Here is a 14,026-nt window from a genome sequence, read left to right on the forward strand (position 1 = left end):
AGGTATGCGCATAACATACTGATATCTCGTCGGATTTTTTGAAAAAGCACCCTCCTCGCCTTGACCCTTCCTGCCCTCCAGTCTTCATTCCTCATATCACAAGGAGGAATGCGTATGTCGACACCCGTGCTGTTCCACCCTGAGTGTGATCCCGTGACGGTGCTCGGCGGGCCCGACTACGTCATCTACAGCTGTCTGCAGTGGCAAGACCAAGATCTCCGGGTAATGGCCCAGCCCGCCATACAGACGTTCTGCGTGATGCACGGCGACTACATCGATGATCGCTTCATCACGGCCTTGGAGCGTGCTTATCTCCGGGGAGCAATGGCTCCGGTGAAGCTGATCGCTATCCATGAGCAGGATTTGGATATCTTTCTGGACAGCAAGGTATCTGGCAGCAGCATCCCGGCCATCGAGGCAATTTGGAAAATCGATACCCATCTTTATTCGGGTCGGCATTACACCGTAGCTTTCGCGAGCGAAGACGAGATCTACTCAGGCCGTTCTGACTACGCATTCTGGCCTGTGGTCAAAGAGATTATGGAGTCAACCGCTCTGGGCATCAGTCCGTATGAGCTCCCCTGCTATGGCGAAAATGACCTGGAAGACTACACCGACGACAGCCTGAGTTTTCTCCCTTCTATCGATGAGGGCCAGCCATGATCTACTCTAGATTCCTGTATACCGAGTTCGAGCAGCCTCATGACGATGACGGTGAAGGCGGCTTTACGATTTTTAGCACTCCGCAGTCATTGGGTGCCAACGCAACGGACGAACAGCGCGTAGGCTTTCTTAACTTCGCTGTCTTGTGGGATGGAGAACCTGATACCAGGGTCATCTATCTGGCCGAGCAAGCAATCGTCCGTGACGTTATGGCGCCAGTCAGGCTCCTACATGCGCATGAGGGTACGCTCACCGTCGTCTATGAGCATCAAGGCGAAGCGCTCGACATTGATGCGTTCAAAGAGGCGTGGGAAGACATCGTTTCTGGCGTACAGTTGGAATATTGGACTGTTGAAGTGATCGAAGAAATTCTAGTAGGCCACTTGCTGTATGGTGGGCGACTGTTCCGCAAGTATGCCCCCGAAATTATGGCTAGCGATTATCTGGGAATGTCGTTTTACACGGAAGAAGATTTCTTGTTTGCGGATGACTGGACAGAGGATGAAATGTTTGGCTCTGGGCAGCAGCAGGATTCAGACGATGAACCACCACCTCCAAACGGGGGACTCTTCTAGGTAGGCCAGTGCTGCAAAAGCGTCCTGGGCGCGCCCTTCGGGCCGGCTGTCGTGAACCAAGCCGCTCGCCGCATGGCGGCGTCTTGGCCCTTACGGGCTTCCATCCTCGCGCCTCCGCCTTCCTGGCTGCGCGCTCCGCTTGCCGGTGCTGGGCAGTTCGAAATGTCTAAGCCTATCACTACTCCTTCAATAGATCGGTGGCCAGCGAACTGGGGCAAAACACACGAGGAGGCAGGCGCTCGCTTGCACTAGATTGCCTAGCAGTGGCCTTTGTAACGTACTTTCTGGAATGTAACATTGATAATGTTACATTCCAGAAACCGCGTTACATAGGTAGGTTCACGAGAGGGATGTCATGACCTGTATTCTGGTTGCTCATCTGGGCAACGAAGTCATAATCGCCGCAGACAAGCGTGTCACCCACATCGCTGAGGACGGCGTGAAAACACCTTGCGGTGACACCGAGGAAAAAATTGTAAGAACCGAGGTTGGCGTCATCACGGGCGCTGGCTCACTGGCGATGCTGGAGCCTGTCAAATCGCTTGTTAGAGACCACGGTTTCAATAGCCCTGATGACGTGCTGGATTTGATCCTGCGCGTGCGCGACTCGTTTTCAGAGATCCACGCCGACAACCCTCGCCTGCATGCCGATCTAGCAGAGACGTCCTGGATGTTCACGTACCCGACGCTGGTAAATGATCAAGCGGTTACTCGGTTCGTCTACTTCCACCAGCAGCACGGAGCTGAATCGTTGAGGCGATTGGATGCGGGCAGGGTAATGTGCTTCCCCGGTGGTTTCTCCCTGGAACAGGCGCAAGAGCTGCAGGTCAAGCTTCAGGATGCGGTGACCAAATCTCTCAAGTCCCGTCCTCCCGAACAGGCTAGGCAGTTGGTGATCTCGCGCATGCTCACATTGATGAGTGAGATCTCCACTACAAGCGAAACTGTCTCACACACATGTGACATCGCTGTTGTTGACGGTAGACAGGTGTACGTTGCCATGTCGGCCTCGGCTGGCGTTGAGGCGCTTACGTTTGTTCCGATGGCCCACCTGCCAAGCGGTTGAACTGGTCGGTGAGAACTGCCCTCTTAAAGAAATGGCAGATCACCGCTACTCATAAGGATCCCTTTTGGGGACATTAGCCCATCAAAACGCCATTAATGATCCATTTTGGGAACATTATGTGAGACGTTGTACCTTCGCCCAAATGCGGAAGTGCTTTGCCGCTAGACCGCCGGCAATCAGACTATAAATTTGGTGGTCGACTGTCGCTGGGGAGGCTGTATGGAGAAGGTCTTTAGCATGAGTCAAGCTCGGCGCCGCTGGCGTAGGATCATGAAGCTTGTCCAGCACGGCGAGATGTTTGTGATCACCAGGCTAGGCAAGCCGGTATGTAAGGTTTGTCCACCGGAGTAAGCATAAGAGTACATCTGTACTCCATCGCTACTGCGAGTTCGTCAGCCCTTGAGACCGATATCGGACGCCTAGCCAAGGTTGATACGAAGTCTCTTTACGGATAGGGTAACAGCGTATGCGTCTGGCACCAAAGCCTCAGCCCTGAGGACAAGAACTCTTCATTGGCACGCCGAAAGCCCGCCCGGGAGAGCCAGATACCCCGAGCTACACCCCCTGTAACCGCCCTTTGGCGGTTTTTTTCTTCCCGCTGCATGGTCGTACAGCCGCACCTCTGCAAAGAGCCTCCGATGCGGGACGGGAAGATGCTGTTCAACACCCGTTCCAAGGTTTTTGCATAGGCACTCTCGAAAAATCTCCTCTCGCCAGGCAGCACCAGGATTTCGGTGGGCGGAAAAGTCTCCTACAACGAATCTGGACACATTTCACGCCGGCAACGCTTGGAAGATACTCAGAGCACCTATCTCAGGCTTTCATGCTTAAGCTCAAATCCGAAAAAAAATCCGAACAATTTGGATGAGATCTTGCCTGCAGGCCAGGTGCGGCAAGGGCTGTAAGGTTTCATCAAATCAGCAAATCCGGGCATCCCACCACTCATGATCGAGCGTCATTTTCCTAAATGCCACTAGGAGTACAAATGTACTAAACACCTTTGATCAACTTTTGGGGATGCTTACTCAATCTGCTGCTAGTGTCATTAGTGCGGAGTTACTGTCCCGCGCGGTCGGCTCGTGAAGGCGAATGCCACAGGTAACAGCACCATCTTCCTCGCACGCATCTCGACGATAGTCAGTGGGGAGCCGACACCACGACGCTACCGGAGATTTGCCATGCGTGTACCTATCTCTCCATGCGACCTCACTCACAGTCATGGCTTCAAAAGCATTGCGAAGAAGCTCAAGGCGAATTGGTGCGGTACGTCTCCAATCACCCTGGCGTTTGCTCAAGAAACCTTGGCACAGGGATTTGGGTATAGCAGTTTGTACGACCTCCAAGAGCTCGCAAAAACTTCAAAATCAGGTCAGGCTACGCCGTCCGAAGCAGATGTGAGAATGGGTGTGCTGGCTGCCATTAAGAACGCTATCGCGTTTGATCAGGAGCCGTTCACGGATGAGGGCAGTCTGATCAAGCTCGTCAACGAACTGCCCATCAAGTCGTTGTCTGCGTATCGCTTTAGAGATCAGCTTGAGCAAGCTTCGCCAAGATCGACTCAAGGAGTTGATGCTCGAGGAACCGATCTCAGCCATCGGTCGGATACTGAGCGCCCTCCATTGCTCAGCCAGGAGGAGTTGCAACGCATAGAGACTGTCGTCGCGAGCTCCGGCAACCTAAGGGATGTGGCACTTTTGGCTTGCCTTGCAGGAGGACTCCGTGGAAATGAATGCCTGCCAATCAAGGTCAGTCACTCGTCAAACCGAGGCGAGTTCTTTTTTACAACAAAATCTGATCGCACCTTCTTCCTCCGTTCAATAGCTGTCTCCGATTACGTGATGATGCGGGGACTGAAAGCCGAGGATTTTCTCTTCCCTTCGAGGTCTTCCCGTGACCGGCCAATGTCTGATCTCGCACTCCGTAAAATCTGTGCTTCTTGGGCAGAGAAAGCGAATGTGAGGAGCGGTTCGGTGACACCTCAGCAAATCCGGGTTGCATCAATAATGTTCCCGGCCACTTCAACTCCCAGAGCTACCACAGCCGAGATTCGCTACCTGCAACGGTAAATTCAAAACGGCAAACCGCTTGGCCGCTGTCATACAGACCATGTGTGGCATGGCAACGGCCCTACGAGCGTGCGAAGGCAACGGTTCGCCGACTGAACCATGTTCAAAATCGTTAAATTGGCCACTGCAGCAGGATTAAGGCACGGGCATCATCCTGCGTCGTTCGCCGTTTAGTGCAGGGCCTCACCAAGCGCGCCGGCCTTGTGCAACTGGTAGTCGATGACGGTTTGATAAAGATGATCCGCCTCGATACGAAGCCGCTCCACCACATCGGCTGGCTTCCCGTCGTTCACGGCTTGCTGGTGGTCACGGATCGCGTGGAGAGCTTGCCGTAGTAGCGGCTCTCCCGCCTCGGTCATTCCCAGAATCGTTCTCTTCACTTCGAGCACTTATGCTGCCGGCTGGAACGGTGTGCTTTCAGGTGCTCAAGCTCCCTCTGCCAGGTCAGAACAAATTTCTCGAAGTCGAGGAAGTACGCCCCCGCAGCCAGGCGAGTGGATCCCACACTCGCTGCCCAAAAGCGCTGACGCCATGGCTCTGGAATACTGTCATCAACGACTAGGCGAATTCCGTTGTGGTACTGAGTTGTGACGGCTGCCATGAGCTCCTGGCTCGAGAGGTCACGACCCGTCACCAAGCCGTCGAGAGCCTGGTCAATCTCATCGAGCTCTACCAACACCTTCTCAGCGACGGGATTGCCTGGCTGCAATTTCGCAAGGGCCCACAAGGCTCTACGCTTCGCAACTTCGAGTTTGCGCAGCTGATCAGTCGTCATCATGCCCCCCATCGGTCTGTAGCCGGCATCACCTCATATGCCCATTTCATCACCGATGCGATCTCCCTTCATCCTGTGAGTGAGCTGGCTCATCGGCAGTCGAGCCATGAGGCCATCAGCCAAATCACTGGCGTGTCGTGAATACAGCGTGACAGTGCCAGGTACTGCATCACGTAGCGGTACGAATGCTCCGACTCTGCCTTGGGCAATTTTCAGTATATTCAACACCTGGTGGCCCAACGTGCCCGTGGACAGATGATCAACCGTGGCGTGCTCCGGGTAATCAAAAGTGCCCCACAGCTCCACGACGATCTGGAGCAGTGGCTCATGGCCAAAGTGTTCGAGGGCAATCTCCCAAAGCAGGCGCTCCTGATCGAGGGATAGGCGTTTGCTAGGCATAGAGGATATTCGACTGTGAGACTCTTTCTGGACTGCGAATTCACCGAGCTCAGCCAGCAGGCCAAGCTCATCTCCCTGGCGTTAGTCGCCGAGGATGGCCGGGAATTCTACGTGGAAGTGATCGACGCGTGGCGAGAAGAAGACTGCAGTGAGTTCGTGAAGGAGATCGTACTGCCGCAGCTCTGGGGCGGTGAGTACGCCATGCCGATAATCGAGGCGCGGTCGGCGCTCCTACGGTTCCTGGCAAAATACGACGTAGAACTCGAGGTTGTCACTGATGCACCTGTCTACGACTGGGAGCTGTTTTGTGAACTTGCTTACGACGCTGGGCGTTGGCCACAGAACGTCCGAAATAGTCCAATAGATGCGACCACACTGCCTCCGACAACCGATGGAGAAGAGCTGCCGCATCATGCTCTTCTCGATGCCAGGATCATCGCCGGCATGTTCTCCAGTCCAACACTTGACTAGAGCTCGACCAGTTCGGAAACCATTTCCTAATGGCCTTGCTCTGCCGGGCCACCAAGGGCTCGAAGCTGGTAATCAGTGACGGCTTGAAAACGATGCTCAGCCATCAACCGAAGGCGCTCCAGCTCCGCTCCAATTACCCCTTCAGCCTGGGCTTGATGGTAGATCTTCAGAGCTTCCACAGCCTCGGTGTACAGAGGGTGGTCGGGCATGAGCACCTTGCTCAGATCTCTTTTCACGATCCCTCCCTTTCGCCATAGCGATCCCACACGACGCGATGCCATCAAGGCTTGTGTTTAGCCTACCACTGCTGATCAGCCCGGACGGAATGGGCGTACATCAATGCTTCGTCGGCGAGCTCCAGCATGTCAGCCAAGGTTCCTGAGTCAACGGCATGGGTATCACGTAGCGCATATGCGTGATGCAGAAGCTCCCTGTGATGTTTCTTAGGTGCGAGGAGCAGCGCTTGGGTGTCGTTGAGCAACTGCCGCCACTCTTGGATCGACATTACGGGCAGATTGGTGCCTGTCATGGCGGCATCCTCTATTACTGTATTTATATACAGTATTCGGAAAATACCCTGCTGCATAGGCAGTGCGGACGAAATGCGCCCGCGATGAGAACAGATCAGTGGCGGGAATAAGCCACGTCTTCACTGGGAGTGCCGATGCCTCGCCCAGATGGAGAGATTGTTCCAGGTGATGCAACGCCACGCTGTAATGAAGGAGTGTGGGGTCGAGATTTGTCACGCTTCGATGCCGCCCGATTTCTACGTGTTATGTTGTGGCTATCACCCAAGGAGCGGAACAATGGATCAGATTACCCAACTCGACGACAGCATCGAGCGTTTGGCTCGTATCGCGGATGAGCTTGAGCAGCAAGTAGCTCCGTGCCCAGCATCCCGGTTGAGGTTGGTAACCTGGATCACCGACTGGGTAGGTAGTCCGTCAAGATTGGCTGAGCTTGAGCAGGGTTTACCAAGCATTCCGCAGAGCCTGGTTTCAGCTTACACATCTTGGATTCACTCAAACGGTGGGTGATAGCCCGTCGCTTCCAATAATCTTCACGGCATTTTCACATGCAGTATGGGAGCGTTAGCTATCCCTACGTGTGATAGATCTTGCCCGCCTAGCAGCGGGCTTTCTTTTTCCCGCAATTACCCTCATTGCAGGGCGGCCCAAGAATGTGTGATCGCTGGCATCTATGCACAGCGACCACCAGAAGCTGATTTTGAAGTCTATGCCACCTGCTGCACAGCAGGCCGCTGATCGGTCGCGAGTCGTCTTGCACGCCCCACTCCCCAGGCCAAGGCCCGAGTCATCGACTCGCCTGGCCGAGAGTCGAATGCCTCTTCGTGGAGAGCCATGCCACAGCCCGCATACACGCCGATGAACATCTGTGTCTGGCCAGTTCGGGAAAGCCTCACCTGGACATCAATCGAGGTGCCGTCATCCAGCTCCTCGTCATGGCTCCGGTGATGAAGCACAGAATCGGCCCACGCCCAAAAAACTTCACCGCGTATACGCATGCCGCTCTCCTACGACTTTAGTCTTATAGTCCATCAACCATAGCGCGGGATGATGACGTTTCAACCCTCCATGAGATTGGCTGCCCTAATTCAGACAACCGGCAGAAAATCCCTACAAAACAGAGTCCTATGCACACAGTACCGGTGCTGATCAGCATCAAGCTGGTCAGCAACCGCACCTGCCAGCATCGCCATAGAAAAAGCCCCCATCAGGGGGCTTTAGCAAACCGTAAGTGGAGCGTGTTACTGGGCGAGCCAGCCTTCCACCACATCGGAGCCGTACTCGGCTTTCCATTCCTTCAGCAGCTTGTGGTTGCCGCCCTTGGTCTCGATGATCTCGCCGTTATGCGGATTCTTGTACTGCTTCACCTGGCGGGCGCGGCGCGGTGTCTTTTCAACTTCAGCAGGAGCAGCACGGCGGCTGGCCTGTGGATCGAGAATGTTGATAATGTCGCGCAAGCTGTAGCCGTATTTGGCTAGCAGGTCACGAAGATTGGTTTCAAATTCGATTTCTTTCTGCAGTTCGGAGCTACCTTTAAGCGCTTCCAGTTCTGCCAGTTGAGCGGCGAGCTGCTGTTCAAGCTGACGAAATTCTGCGAGACGGGACATGTTCGATCCTCAAAGCTAAGGGAAACAGACGGGACATGCTAAGTAACCGTCCGGCCAACTCACCTTCCTGACCCCGACGCCAAAGGCGATGGTGTCCACCTAATTTAAGTGGACACCATTTCTAGCCTTTTAAGCGGGTCTTTCCATGCAGTCACAACGCCGTTCCTATTCAAAATCCTTCAAGGCCCAAGTTGTCCAAGAGTGCGCCCAGCCCGGCGCATCGATTGCCAGCGTCGCGCAGAAGCACAGCCTTAACGCGAACCTCGTACATAAATGGATTAGGGTACTCACGAACAAAACTATGGCGCTGCAACCTGCTTTCATTCCAGTGCCCTTGCCGCTAGCCGGAGGACATTCGCAGGCAGCTTCATCAAGTATCTGCATTGAAATCCAGCACCCGCGTGGCACCGTCAAAGTGAACTGGCCGACCGAAAGCGCTGTCGCCTGTGCCACCTTTCTGCGAGACCTGTTGGAATGATTCGGATCGATGCCATCTGGCTTGCCACCGAGCCTATGGACATGCGCGCCGGTACCGAGACCGCGCTGGCCAGGGTGATCGCGGTGTTCGGTGTGGCGAAGCCGCACTGCGCATACCTCTTCGCTAATCGCCGTGCCAACCGAATGAAAGTCTTGGTGCATGACGGTGTGGGCATTTGGCTGGCAGCGCGACGATTGAACCAAGGCAAGTTTCATTGGCCCGGCATCCGTCACGGATCGGAAGTCGAACTCGATAACGAGCAACTTCAAGCCTTGGTACTGGGTTTGCCGTGGCAGCGGGTCGGCGCAGGCAGCGCGATCACAGTGCTTTAGCCCCTGCCATTAGCCCATCGGTTTATCGCTGTTGACGACCTGCTCTGACACAATCAGCGGCATGACTTCCTCGCCCAATCTCGACCAGATGACACCGGAACAGCTGCGCGGCTTGGCCGAACAGGCTATGCAGTTGCTGTCCCAGGTCGACTCCATGAGCCAGAAAATCCAACGCCTCGAAACGGTCAACGAGCAACTGGCTCATGAAATCGCCATCCTCAAGCGACACAAGTTCGCCAAGCGCAGCGAGCAACTGAGCCCCGACCAAGGCAGTCTGCTTGATGATCTGCTCGATACCGATATCGCAGCTATCGAAGCCGAGCTGAAGGCAGCCAATCCGCCGGCCGCACCGGCCGAGCCACGTCATAAGCCCAAGCGTGCACCACTGCCGCCGCAGTTTCCGCGAACCGTGATCCGTCACGAACCAGAGAATACTCAGTGCGTGTGCGGCTGCCAGCTTCAGCGAATCGGCGAAGACGTCAGCGAGAAGCTCGATTACACTCCGGGCGTGTTCACAGTTGAGCGGCATGTGCGTGGAAAATGGACGTGCCGTCAGTGTGAAACACTGATCCAGGCGCCTGTACCGGCCCAAGTGATCGACAAGGGCATCCCGACCGCAGGCCTTTTGGCCCACGTGATGGTGGCGAAGTTCGCCGACCATTTACCGCTGTACCGGCAGGAGAAGATTTTTGGTCGGGCCGGACTGCCCATCGCCCGTTCGACACTGGCGCAATGGATCGGACAGACCGGTGTGCAGCTCCAGCCTCTGGTCGATGCGCTGCGTGAGCATGTGTTGGCCCAGGGCGTGATCCACGCCGATGAGACCCCGGTTCAGATGCTCGCACCAGGCGAAAAGAAAACCCACCGCGCTTACGTGTGGGCCTATAGCACCACGCCTTTCTCGGCCCTAAAGGCCGTGGTCTACGACTTCAGCCCCAGCCGTGCCGGCGAACATGCGCGTAACTTCCTGGGCACGTGGAACGGTAAGCTGGTCTGCGATGACTTCGCCGGCTACAAGGCCAGCTTCGAGCTGGGCATCACCGAAATCGGCTGCATGGCCCATGCACGCCGCAAATTCTTCGACCTGCATGCAGCCAATAAAAGCCAGTTGGCGGAGCAGGCGCTTCACTCGATTGGCGGGTTGTATGAAGTCGAGCGACACGCCAAGGAAATGAGCGACGAAGCCCGCTGGCGATTACGTCAGGAAACAGCGGTGCCCATCGCTGAAAAACTGCATGAGTGGATGTTGGCCCAACGCGAACTTGTGCCCGAGGGTTCGGCCACGGCCAAGGCCCTGGATTACAGCCTTAAACGCTGGGTAGCGCTGACGCGCTACCTGGAAGATGGTGCTGTGCCCATCGACAATAACCAGATCGAGAATTTGATCCGGCCGTGGGCGCTTGGGCGCTCGAACTGGTTATTTGCCGGGTCGCTGCGCAGTGGAAAAAGGGCGGCGGCAATCATGAGCCTGATCCAGTCGGCGCGTATGAATGGGCACGATCCGTATGCCTATCTCAAGGATGTACTGATGCGGCTTCCGACACAGCGGGCGAGCGAAATCACGCAATTACTCCCGCAGCATTGGATGCTTGCCTGAGGCAGGCTAAGTGGACTTCGCCAAATAGTCAGCTCAAAGGCTGATTGGCATCAACAATTCGGAAGCGACTTTTCTCAGCATGTAGGTTTCGCGCAGAATTGACTGCCCCATCGAAGACTCGTGACGCTGCATGACGGCTTCATTGTGTGCGATGGCTTCATGCAGGTTGATCCAGACAGGCCGCATACCATTAGCGATTTCGTGGCTTTCCATTCTCACCGGCTCTAGCTGGGGCGCTACTTCGCATTGATAAAAATGCGAGGTCATGTGCATCAGATCGTACTGTGGCTTTTGGTAGGGCCGGTACTCCTCGATGTAACCGTAGTGCTGGAGCACCTGTATTTCACGAGCACCAGTCTCTTCCTCAAGCTCACGCTTCAGGCCTGCGACAATGTCCTCGTCACCATCAAGGCCGCCTCCAGGAAAGCTGAAATCGTTATAGCGCTCGGTGAACAGCAACAGGATCTGTTCACCCCGCATCACGATGCCGCGAGCTGCATGTCGACGGAATACTCTGCCCTGCTTGGATTTCAGCTCGGGGTGAACAATTTCAGTTATGAGTTGCATGTGGTCTCGTAGCGGCAAGATCAGTTAGTCATCGTCCAGGGTGGCCACGGTATTTCCTCAGTTCTGGAAATACTGTGGCCAGTGGAACTGGCTCAGCGAAGCAGCAATAAGGGTACAGTGGATGTACGCAGCATCGTCGTGGTCGTGCTGCCTATCAGAAACTGCCTGATGCGTGAGTGCCCGTACGCCCCCATGACCAAGAGGTCAATGCCGTGCTCTGCCTGATACGCATGCAGTGTGGACTCTACTTCGCCTGGGCGGATCTCGGAATGCACCAGCGAGCCGGAAGACGCAAGCGTGGTTCGTGCCTTCTCCAGCGCGTTCTGGTTGTCTTCAGAATCCGTTCCAACCATGACGATATGAATTGGCAGGCCTTCGCACAGCGGGCTTGAAGCAAGCATCTGTAAGGTCTTGTGGCCTGTTGCGCTGCCGTCAAATGCCACCATGACCGTTTCAGGTTTCCTGAAATGGCTGGTTGTAATCAGGGTGGGGCGGTGGATAGTTCGGACTATCGCTTCAATCTGGCTGCCAAGACTTTGGGCACTGCGCGTGCTGTCCTCACCGACTCTTCCAATCACCAGTAACCGAATATCGTCTTGGAGATCGCTCAGGCTCTCGACGAGATGGCCATGGCGCTGCTTCATATCAGGTGACATGGCGCCAGAGTGAACTGTTCGCTCGCGAGCTTTTTCAAGCATGTGCTGCCCATGCTCCAACGCCAGTTTTGCCCGCTGCGCATCCAGCATGGCCAACTCTTCCAGCAGATGTTCTCTGCTACCGAGACCGATATTGCCGCTGAGGTCAGCGGATGCAGGATATTTCTCCTTATCCAGCACATGAAGCAAGGTCAGGGGAGCGCTGAGTCGTTGCGAGGCCCATGCTGCGTAATCGCAGACCGCCAATGAGGATTGTGAGTTATCAATGCATGCCATTACGCGGGTCATTGTCGTTCTCCTTAGTGGCTCATGAGCTTGTCGATGGCACCGGGTTTGTCATGCACGCCGAAGCGGTCAACGATTGTCGCGCTGGCTTCATTGAGACCGAGCACTTCAACCTCAGCGCCTTCGCGTCGGAACTTGATCACGACCTTATCCAGCGCTGCGACGGCGGTGATATCCCAGAAATGCGCCTGTGTGAGATCGATGGTGACCTTGTTGAGCGCCTCCTTGAAGTCAAAAACCTCAGTGAACTTGTCCGCAGAGCTAAAGAACACCTGGCCCACGACGCGGTAAGTCCGATGCGATTTCGTCTCTTCAAGAGTGCTCTTGATATCCAGGTAGTGCCCGACCTTGTTTGCGAAGAACAGGGAGGCCAGCAGCACACCTACCAGTACGCCGTAAGCCAGATTGTGAGTGGCCACGACGACCACGACGGTCGCCACCATGACGAGGTTGGTCGACAGCGGATGCTCTTTCAGATTACGCAAGGAATCCCAGCTAAAGGTGCCGATGGACACCATGATCATCACAGCCACGAGTGCCGCCATAGGGATTTTGGAGAGCCACTCGCCAAGAAATACCACCATCAGCAGCAGGAAAACGCCGGCACACAATGTCGAGAGACGGGTGCGGCCACCAGATTTCACGTTGATGATCGACTGGCCGATCATGGCGCAACCTGCCATGCCGCCAAGCATGCCGGCAGCGATGTTGGCCACACCCTGGCCTTTGCACTCGCGGTTTTTGTTGCTGGTGGTGTCGGTAAGGTCGTCGACGATGGTCGCGGTCATCATTGATTCGAGTAGACCCACTACTGCCAACGCAGCCGAGTACGGGAAAATGATGCGCAGGGTTTCAAAATTCAGCGGAACTTCAGGCCAGAGGAAGATCGGGAGCGTATCAGGCAGTTGGCCCATGTCACCGACGGTGCGGATATCCAAACCGAGGTAAATGGCGATGGCAGTCAGCGTCAGAATGCACACCAATGGAGAGGGAATCACCTTGCCGATTTTCGGTACATACGGGAACAGGTAGATGATTCCCAGGCCCGCAGCGGTCATGGCATAGACATGCCAGGTGACATTGGTCAGCTCAGGCAATTGCGCCATAAAAATCAGAATCGCTAATGCGTTTACGAAGCCGGTGACTACCGAGCGTGAAACAAAGCGCATCAACGAGCCGAGCTTCAGGTAGCCGGCAAGGATTTGAAGTACGCCACATAGTAGCGTCGCGGCCAGCAGGTACTGGAGTCCATGCTCTTTTACCAGCGTAACCATCAGCAGTGCCATGGCGCCTGTCGCCGCCGAGATCATTCCGGGGCGCCCGCCGACAAAGGCGATGACAGCACAGATACAGAAGGAGGCGTAGAGACCGACTTTGGGATCTACCCCGGCGATGATGGAAAAGGCGATGGCTTCCGGGATCAGCGCGAGTGCGACCACCAGCCCCGCGAGCACGTCGGCACGGACGTTGGAAAACCACGTTTGTCTAAGTTTTTGCAGCATATAAATATCCAAGGCAAAGCATCGCGCACGCCAAGGGAGTGGCGAGCGAATCGATACAAATTCAAATTTTGAGGATTTTTTGCTGTGTGCTTAAGGTGTAAAACCAGGCGTACAGCAGTGAGCACCCGCGAGCGAGGCTAGCGGAAGCAGGTTGTTGCGAGGGGGCGTAGCGCTAAGGCGGCGTAGGCTGCCAGTAGATCGTTTGGAGTACAGTCATGCTGATGTTCCTGTAGCTCAAGGGGTATGCGGAGCCGAAGTATACAATGAAGCCATCGTCGATTGCGACCCGCTGGCAGGCTCTGCATGACCTACGTCAGATACAGGCTTATTCAATGGGTATACCTGCGGGCAAGGCTTTGTTTTCCACCCGTTCTTGTCCGAGCTGGTCTGTGTGCTGAGGGGTGAGTTGGCCAGACGGTTACCATGCTAAAGCATCCCACTAACGATGTCCTTTAAATCG

The 14,026-nt window shown here is 55.3% G+C and carries 19 protein-coding genes; 9 read left to right on the plus strand and 10 right to left on the minus strand.

Going from position 1 to position 14,026, the window contains the following annotated elements:
- Positions 1 to 114: 114 nt before the first annotated feature.
- From ACK56M_RS20950 to ACK56M_RS20965, 4 genes are all read left to right on the plus strand, one after another.
- Complete coding sequence (locus ACK56M_RS20950; protein WP_411958970.1) at positions 115 to 663, plus strand: hypothetical protein; 549 nt, start codon at positions 115 to 117, stop codon at positions 661 to 663.
- Complete coding sequence (locus tag ACK56M_RS20955) at positions 660 to 1,238, plus strand: hypothetical protein (RefSeq protein ID WP_411958971.1); 579 nt, start codon at positions 660 to 662, stop codon at positions 1,236 to 1,238. Before ACK56M_RS20950 ends, ACK56M_RS20955 begins: the two co-directional genes overlap by 4 nt.
- Before the next feature lie 355 nt (positions 1,239 to 1,593).
- A complete protein-coding gene (locus tag ACK56M_RS20960; RefSeq protein WP_411958972.1) occupies positions 1,594 to 2,304 on the plus strand; it encodes a hypothetical protein in 711 nt (236 codons plus the stop codon).
- Between the two features lie 1,178 nt (positions 2,305 to 3,482).
- A complete protein-coding gene (locus ACK56M_RS20965) occupies positions 3,483 to 4,370 on the plus strand; it encodes a hypothetical protein (RefSeq protein ID WP_411958973.1) in 888 nt (295 codons plus the stop codon).
- A gap of 170 nt (positions 4,371 to 4,540) precedes the next feature.
- On the opposite strand, the gene ACK56M_RS20970 is transcribed toward ACK56M_RS20965, so the two are convergent.
- The 3 genes from ACK56M_RS20970 to ACK56M_RS20980 are packed head-to-tail and all read right to left on the minus strand — an operon-like array spanning position 4,541 to position 5,544.
- Positions 4,541 to 4,750 carry a hypothetical protein gene (locus ACK56M_RS20970; protein WP_411959633.1) on the minus strand — a complete coding sequence of 70 codons (210 nt, stop codon included), beginning with the start codon at positions 4,748 to 4,750 and terminating at the stop codon, positions 4,541 to 4,543.
- On the minus strand, positions 4,747 to 5,148 hold the full coding sequence (locus ACK56M_RS20975) for a hypothetical protein (RefSeq protein ID WP_411958974.1): 402 nt from the start codon (positions 5,146 to 5,148) through the stop codon (positions 4,747 to 4,749). The genes ACK56M_RS20970 and ACK56M_RS20975 overlap by 4 nt, the downstream gene beginning before the upstream one ends.
- Before the next feature lie 30 nt (positions 5,149 to 5,178).
- The gene (locus ACK56M_RS20980; protein ID WP_411958975.1) at positions 5,179 to 5,544 is read right to left on the minus strand and encodes a hypothetical protein; all 366 of its coding nucleotides are present in this window, start codon (positions 5,542 to 5,544) and stop codon (positions 5,179 to 5,181) included.
- A 15-nt stretch (positions 5,545 to 5,559) separates the two neighbouring features.
- Between ACK56M_RS20980 and ACK56M_RS20985 the strand changes: the two genes are divergently transcribed.
- Positions 5,560 to 6,015, plus strand: coding sequence for a hypothetical protein (locus tag ACK56M_RS20985; RefSeq protein ID WP_411958976.1), 456 nt, complete (start codon positions 5,560 to 5,562; stop codon positions 6,013 to 6,015).
- A gap of 26 nt (positions 6,016 to 6,041) precedes the next feature.
- Here ACK56M_RS20985 and ACK56M_RS20990 read toward each other — a convergent pair whose 3' ends face one another.
- Positions 6,042 to 6,251, minus strand: a complete 210-nt coding sequence (locus tag ACK56M_RS20990; protein WP_411958977.1) for a hypothetical protein — start codon at positions 6,249 to 6,251, stop codon at positions 6,042 to 6,044.
- Between the two features lie 62 nt (positions 6,252 to 6,313).
- On the minus strand, positions 6,314 to 6,544 hold the full coding sequence (locus tag ACK56M_RS20995) for a hypothetical protein (protein WP_411958978.1): 231 nt from the start codon (positions 6,542 to 6,544) through the stop codon (positions 6,314 to 6,316).
- Positions 6,545 to 6,821: 277 nt separating this feature from the next.
- Between ACK56M_RS20995 and ACK56M_RS21000 the strand changes: the two genes are divergently transcribed.
- Positions 6,822 to 7,052, plus strand: coding sequence for a hypothetical protein (locus ACK56M_RS21000; RefSeq protein WP_411958979.1), 231 nt, complete (start codon positions 6,822 to 6,824; stop codon positions 7,050 to 7,052).
- A 197-nt stretch (positions 7,053 to 7,249) separates the two neighbouring features.
- Here the strand turns inward: ACK56M_RS21000 and ACK56M_RS21005 are convergent, their stop codons facing one another.
- A complete protein-coding gene (locus tag ACK56M_RS21005) occupies positions 7,250 to 7,540 on the minus strand; it encodes a hypothetical protein (protein ID WP_411958980.1) in 291 nt (96 codons plus the stop codon).
- Between the two features lie 243 nt (positions 7,541 to 7,783).
- Positions 7,784 to 8,149, minus strand: a complete 366-nt coding sequence (locus ACK56M_RS21010) for a histone-like nucleoid-structuring protein, MvaT/MvaU family (RefSeq protein WP_411958981.1) — start codon at positions 8,147 to 8,149, stop codon at positions 7,784 to 7,786.
- A 145-nt stretch (positions 8,150 to 8,294) separates the two neighbouring features.
- Between ACK56M_RS21010 and tnpA the strand changes: the two genes are divergently transcribed.
- The 3 genes from tnpA (at position 8,295) to tnpC (ending at position 10,556) form a co-directional block, all read left to right on the plus strand.
- Complete coding sequence (gene tnpA / locus ACK56M_RS21015) at positions 8,295 to 8,627, plus strand: IS66-like element accessory protein TnpA (protein ID WP_009684096.1); 333 nt, start codon at positions 8,295 to 8,297, stop codon at positions 8,625 to 8,627.
- Positions 8,624 to 8,959, plus strand: coding sequence for an IS66 family insertion sequence element accessory protein TnpB (gene tnpB / locus ACK56M_RS21020; RefSeq protein ID WP_009684097.1), 336 nt, complete (start codon positions 8,624 to 8,626; stop codon positions 8,957 to 8,959). The genes tnpA and tnpB overlap by 4 nt, the downstream gene beginning before the upstream one ends.
- 61 nt (positions 8,960 to 9,020) lie before the next feature.
- On the plus strand, positions 9,021 to 10,556 hold the full coding sequence (gene tnpC / locus ACK56M_RS21025; RefSeq protein WP_009684098.1) for an IS66 family transposase: 1,536 nt from the start codon (positions 9,021 to 9,023) through the stop codon (positions 10,554 to 10,556).
- A gap of 33 nt (positions 10,557 to 10,589) precedes the next feature.
- On the opposite strand, the gene ACK56M_RS21030 is transcribed toward tnpC, so the two are convergent.
- The 3 genes from ACK56M_RS21030 to ACK56M_RS21040 form a co-directional block, all read right to left on the minus strand.
- Positions 10,590 to 11,123: an NUDIX hydrolase gene (locus tag ACK56M_RS21030; protein ID WP_009684099.1), complete on the minus strand. Its 534-nt coding sequence runs from the start codon at positions 11,121 to 11,123 to the stop codon at positions 10,590 to 10,592.
- A 92-nt stretch (positions 11,124 to 11,215) separates the two neighbouring features.
- Positions 11,216 to 12,067: a universal stress protein gene (locus tag ACK56M_RS21035; RefSeq protein ID WP_012316922.1), complete on the minus strand. Its 852-nt coding sequence runs from the start codon at positions 12,065 to 12,067 to the stop codon at positions 11,216 to 11,218.
- Between the two features lie 11 nt (positions 12,068 to 12,078).
- Entirely contained in the window at positions 12,079 to 13,566 is a 1,488-nt protein-coding gene (locus tag ACK56M_RS21040) for a SulP family inorganic anion transporter (RefSeq protein ID WP_009684101.1), read from the minus strand.
- Between the last annotated feature and the right edge of the window lie 460 nt (positions 13,567 to 14,026).

Origin of the sequence: Pseudomonas sp. s4, assembly GCF_046764235.1 — a bacterium.
In the GTDB taxonomy this organism is placed as follows: Bacteria; Pseudomonadota; Gammaproteobacteria; order Pseudomonadales; family Pseudomonadaceae; genus Aquipseudomonas; species Aquipseudomonas asiatica.

Bases quoted from the DNA above. Each gene is read 5' to 3' on its own strand.
- ACK56M_RS21000 (WP_411958979.1), top strand. From the start codon at position 6,822: ATGGATCAGATTACCCAACTCGACGACAGCATCGAGCGTTTGGCTCGT.
- ACK56M_RS21010 (WP_411958981.1), bottom strand. From the start codon at position 8,149: ATGTCCCGTCTCGCAGAATTTCGTCAGCTTGAACAGCAGCTCGCCGCT.
- ACK56M_RS20955 (WP_411958971.1), top strand. From the start codon at position 660: ATGATCTACTCTAGATTCCTGTATACCGAGTTCGAGCAGCCTCATGAC.
- ACK56M_RS20950 (WP_411958970.1), top strand. From the start codon at position 115: ATGTCGACACCCGTGCTGTTCCACCCTGAGTGTGATCCCGTGACGGTG.
- tnpC (WP_009684098.1), top strand. From the start codon at position 9,021: ATGACTTCCTCGCCCAATCTCGACCAGATGACACCGGAACAGCTGCGC.
- tnpB (WP_009684097.1), top strand. From the start codon at position 8,624: ATGATTCGGATCGATGCCATCTGGCTTGCCACCGAGCCTATGGACATG.
- ACK56M_RS20980 (WP_411958975.1), bottom strand. From the start codon at position 5,544: ATGCCTAGCAAACGCCTATCCCTCGATCAGGAGCGCCTGCTTTGGGAG.
- ACK56M_RS20960 (WP_411958972.1), top strand. From the start codon at position 1,594: ATGACCTGTATTCTGGTTGCTCATCTGGGCAACGAAGTCATAATCGCC.
- ACK56M_RS20975 (WP_411958974.1), bottom strand. From the start codon at position 5,148: ATGATGACGACTGATCAGCTGCGCAAACTCGAAGTTGCGAAGCGTAGA.
- ACK56M_RS21040 (WP_009684101.1), bottom strand. From the start codon at position 13,566: ATGCTGCAAAAACTTAGACAAACGTGGTTTTCCAACGTCCGTGCCGAC.
- ACK56M_RS21005 (WP_411958980.1), bottom strand. From the start codon at position 7,540: ATGCGTATACGCGGTGAAGTTTTTTGGGCGTGGGCCGATTCTGTGCTT.
- ACK56M_RS20965 (WP_411958973.1), top strand. From the start codon at position 3,483: ATGCGTGTACCTATCTCTCCATGCGACCTCACTCACAGTCATGGCTTC.
- ACK56M_RS21035 (WP_012316922.1), bottom strand. From the start codon at position 12,067: ATGACCCGCGTAATGGCATGCATTGATAACTCACAATCCTCATTGGCG.
- tnpA (WP_009684096.1), top strand. From the start codon at position 8,295: ATGCAGTCACAACGCCGTTCCTATTCAAAATCCTTCAAGGCCCAAGTT.
- ACK56M_RS20995 (WP_411958978.1), bottom strand. From the start codon at position 6,544: ATGACAGGCACCAATCTGCCCGTAATGTCGATCCAAGAGTGGCGGCAG.
- ACK56M_RS21030 (WP_009684099.1), bottom strand. From the start codon at position 11,123: ATGCAACTCATAACTGAAATTGTTCACCCCGAGCTGAAATCCAAGCAG.